Origin of the sequence: Nostoc sp. XA010, from assembly GCF_020829625.1 — a bacterium.
In the GTDB taxonomy this organism is placed as follows: domain Bacteria; phylum Cyanobacteriota; class Cyanobacteriia; order Cyanobacteriales; family Nostocaceae; genus Nostoc.
In genome coordinates this window covers 1-4,004 of record NZ_JAIVFX010000115.1, presented here as the reverse complement: position 1 = coordinate 4,004, position 4,004 = coordinate 1, and the positions used below count along the sequence as shown (strand labels likewise).

The following is a 4,004-nucleotide window of genomic DNA, read 5'->3' as shown; positions in this document are numbered from 1 at the left end:
TGTCACCACAGGCATAAGCATCAACAACTTTCTGACGCAAGTCGAGAGAGTAGGCTTTCATAGCGACCAGTTATCAGTAGAATTGCTCTCTCCTAAGTGTACTGGACTGGACTGATAACCGCTATATATCCTTTTCAGTTATCGTTTTCTATTGAATTGTCTAGACATAGTTCGCGTTCATCTGCCCAAAGTTATGTATTACTCATGTAATATCTCTTAACCCGGTTTTCTGCGCGAATGCTACTCATACCCCCTAATACTGGATCTGTTTTCTAATCAAATGTCCAACCAAGGGCGGAGATGAGCGCGTCTAACCCTCGCCCCTGGCTTTTGCTTAGTACCGATGCGGATATCGTTTGATTGTCCGCACTCCCAGATGTAAACTAGTTCGCCGTTGTAATCAGCTAATGAATCTGCGCCGAGTCGCCACACGCTATTAGCTGCGTCTTTAATATGTTGCAGTTGTTCTTCTTTAAATCCTGCAACAGCTTGGCGTAGTTCCTCAACTTTTAGTGACAGTACAAGCTCACCAAGTGACGACAAATCATCCCAGTTATTAATCATCTGTTGGGCGACAGATGGAGTAGTGACGACCTTATCGGGCTGTGAAGTCGTCACGGTGACGACCTCGTGACGACCTGAAACACTTAGGAGTGAATGATTTGATGAAAGTGACGACGTATCCTCCTCATTCTGCTCTATAGGAGGTTGCATCAAGTAGCATTGGTTGTTGCTACTTTCTTCTGTTTTTTTGATAAAAAGGTCGTCACTTTGTAAAAGTCCGTCACTATCAAGGGTTTGAGTCGTCACCAAGGTCGTCACTAGGTCGTCACTCTTTTTATTGAGGTCGTCACTAGTAGAAATTAAAAGAGGGAAATCATGTCCCGGCTTGCGGATTGCAACGCAGGTAATAAACCGTCCCCTGTTGGTTTTGCGCTTTTCTGCGTCAATTAAGAGTTGAGCTTTCAGCAAGTTCAGCAACGTGCTAGAAAAACGTTGCTTGTTCATTGTTCCTTGTCCGTTGTTGTTGGCCCATTGGGCGTAATTGGCATAGAGAAATTCATCGGCGCTTTGGCTGATGTCTCCAATACCCGTTACTGCATTGGGGTCATAGTACAAACATTCGTCAGCCCAGTTAGCCAGTGGATTAGTCTCCATGAGGATTTCTTTGCTGAATGCAGCCAGTGACGATACTTTGTTGTTTGTATCGACAAAATAATCCTTAATTTCTGCTTCTGGCATGGACAACACCCAGGACAGGAAACCAGGAAGATAGGGCGCGAACTCTTCCATCAAGTCACGGCGCTGATGGGGAGGAATAACACGATTAAAGGGCATGGACAGACGACGGCGGGCGGTGGCGTTCGTGTAATCAGTGCTTTGCATCGCTTCATTTGCTGCTACCATCACCACACCATCAAATTTAAAACTGCCTGTTTGCTGTACCCCTTTTTTCTCGTGTCGCAGGTCGTCATAGCCTGTGATAGCTTTAAATACGCTGACATCTCCTGTGTAGCGTTCAGAATCAGTGATACAAATTAGCTTCTTGCCGTAGAACGAGGCAGTCTCAAAGCGATTCTGTTCTAGTTGCTTAAGTGTTGTGATTGCGTAGTTATCTTTACCTACTAGGTCTTGCACAAGTCTCAGTAATGTACCTTTGCCAGTGCCGCCAGCGCCGATTAACTCTAGATATCTTTGCATCTTGCCGCCCCGCTCGGTAATGGTAGCGTTGATTGCAGCGCGAATTACTTGCACCCAGCTTTCTTGTCCTTCGCAAATTTCTAGTAGCCATTGCTGAATCGGGTCACAGCCGATACTACGGTCAGACCATTTAAAGGGCAACTGAGTCAGCATTCTATAACCTGGAGCGTGGGGGTATTCTTGAAGGGTATTAACATCTAGTACACAATCTTGTAAACAGATGTAGCCGGGACAGACCTCCCAGTGATTAATCCTTAAATCACCCTTGAGGAGATTCAGCGTATTAGCGACAAAACGATAGCTAAAATGTGGTTTTAGCGATCGCAACTCTGTAACTACGATGTCTTGCGCTTCCTCATGGGGAATTTCACCCCAAACACCGAGCTTATTTTGTGCCTCATACCAGTACCATGCTTTATTAGCTACGTGCCAAGCCAGTCTCGCGCGGTAATTGTCTGCTATTTGTGCCGCAAAAGCCGACTCTGACAAGGTTTTGCTGTCGTTATCGTCTTCTTGAAACTGACGTTCCCAAGTTTCTAAGTTAACAGCCTTAGCTAGCACTTTGTCCCTAAAAGCGTCGCTACCGTTGGCCTGAATATAATCGTCCATCCCTTTCCCCTCTGCTGCACTCCATAAGCCCGTGGCAATGTACACAGGCACTTTAAACTTAGCTAATTGACAAGCCAGTTTTCTCTGTGCTGCAATCACATTTTTATTAGCTTTGGTGGATTCGTCGGCATCAAATGCAATAATCCATCCAAACTTAGCACTGGCTAACAATTCTAAGGTATCGACTAGGTAACGTTTGCTTTGTGGGTCATTTTTGGCGGATGTTAATCCCTGTTCAACACCAGCGAGGGCAACTGTGGGGAATCCGTTAGAACAGCCGGCTAGAGCCTTAAACAGCCCCTCAGTCAGAAGTAAGCAAGGATGACCGTTTATGTTATAACAAAGTGCTTTGAGCGCCTCTAAGTCCTCCCAGTAGCGCTGATTATGCGGATGATGGGGTAAAATCGCGTCATATTCTTCCCTGGTTGCTGTCCGATACTTGGGCGCTTTCTTCTCGTCTAAGCTTTTCCAGGGCTTGTTAGGGCGGTACTGCCCAAAACCGTTGATTCCTTCTAGCCAGATGCCTGCTGACAAAGCTTTATATCCTAAACGCTCGGTCGCTTCTTTAATTTCCATTGAGCGACAGTTAACAGCTATCCACTCAGGACACAAGCCTCGATTTTTTACGCACTCTTTATAATGTCTGTCTGTAAGTCTATTAGCGGTCTCTTTTGCAGTTGTCTGTATTGTATTCACTTTTATTACTCCGAATTTTTCAAAATCCGGGTAACTCCTTATTGCAACACGACCGCAGAACTGGTTAATATAGAGTTGCGATCGCGGTTCCGAAAAGTCTGCCAGGACATTTTCAGTTCGGAGTTATTACCCGCGTTATGACAAGACAATTAATGAAAATCCAGTCTCCACTGGTACACATCCCCTCTAGTTGCCACTAGTGGGGATTTGTGTATGAGAGACGCTAAATTTGTTGATTGTTTGCGCTCTTCTGCCTCATGCCGTTTTGAATTGTGGGGATAAGGTCTAATTCATCACTCAATTGTTTTAAGCGCTTGTCTATGTCGTCTAGTCGTGCTGTGATGTCCGGTTGGTAAGCGTTAGTCATATTACTTGTTGCTCACTTTGTTTTCATGCTCTGTTACTGCTTGCTGGGTGATCAGTTCAACTAAATTTGATAGCGTTCGGCTTTCGCTGTCCGCCCATTCTTGTAGTTTTTCTTTTAACTCAGGACTGCATGTAAAAGTTACTTTTGCCTTTGACGTTGCCATTATATTAGAAAAGTTCTGATATATTCCGACATTTTCAGTTAACATCAAAACTCGTCAAAAGGCAGCTGGTTCTAAAAAGTTCGGAATATATTTGACAAGTTCAGAACTCGTCTACTAGTATATTAGTGTCAAGGTTATCGATACGTCAATAACTTAAGGCAGACGCAAGTAAGACCTAAGCGCAAAACGCACTTGGCGATTTCCTTTTGAGGGTTGCAGGGCTTGCAAGCTCTGTTTTGACAGCATTTAATTATTCACAGCAATATCTTCTGTATTGCGTCCGCTCTTCTATATATGCGGTCGCGGTAATTGTGCGTGTCTGCATCACGAGAGAGGATTCATGTCAATACTGCTCGGTTAAGGAGAAATAGAGGGTAAAACAAAGAAAATAGTGTTCGCGAATTGTTTACGCGAACAAGATGATTGGACTTACTTTTTCTCTTTGAGGCTATCGTACAAGTCCACCCA

At 44.5% G+C, this 4,004-nt stretch carries 3 protein-coding genes; all 3 read right to left on the bottom strand.

What is annotated here, in order from left to right:
- Nucleotides 1-276: 276 nt before the first annotated feature.
- Entirely contained in the window at nt 277-3,006 is a 2,730-nt protein-coding gene (locus tag LC608_RS36365; RefSeq protein ID WP_229558141.1) for a DUF3854 domain-containing protein, read from the bottom strand.
- A 223-nt stretch (nt 3,007-3,229) separates the two neighbouring features.
- Complete coding sequence (locus tag LC608_RS36360; RefSeq protein ID WP_229558140.1) at nt 3,230-3,373, bottom strand: hypothetical protein; 144 nt, start codon at nt 3,371-3,373, stop codon at nt 3,230-3,232.
- Nucleotide 3,374: 1 nt separating this feature from the next.
- Nucleotides 3,375-3,581 (bottom strand): hypothetical protein, encoded by a 207-nt coding sequence (locus tag LC608_RS36355; RefSeq protein ID WP_229558139.1) that lies wholly within the window; start codon nt 3,579-3,581, stop codon nt 3,375-3,377.
- Nucleotides 3,582-4,004: the final 423 nt, after the last annotated feature.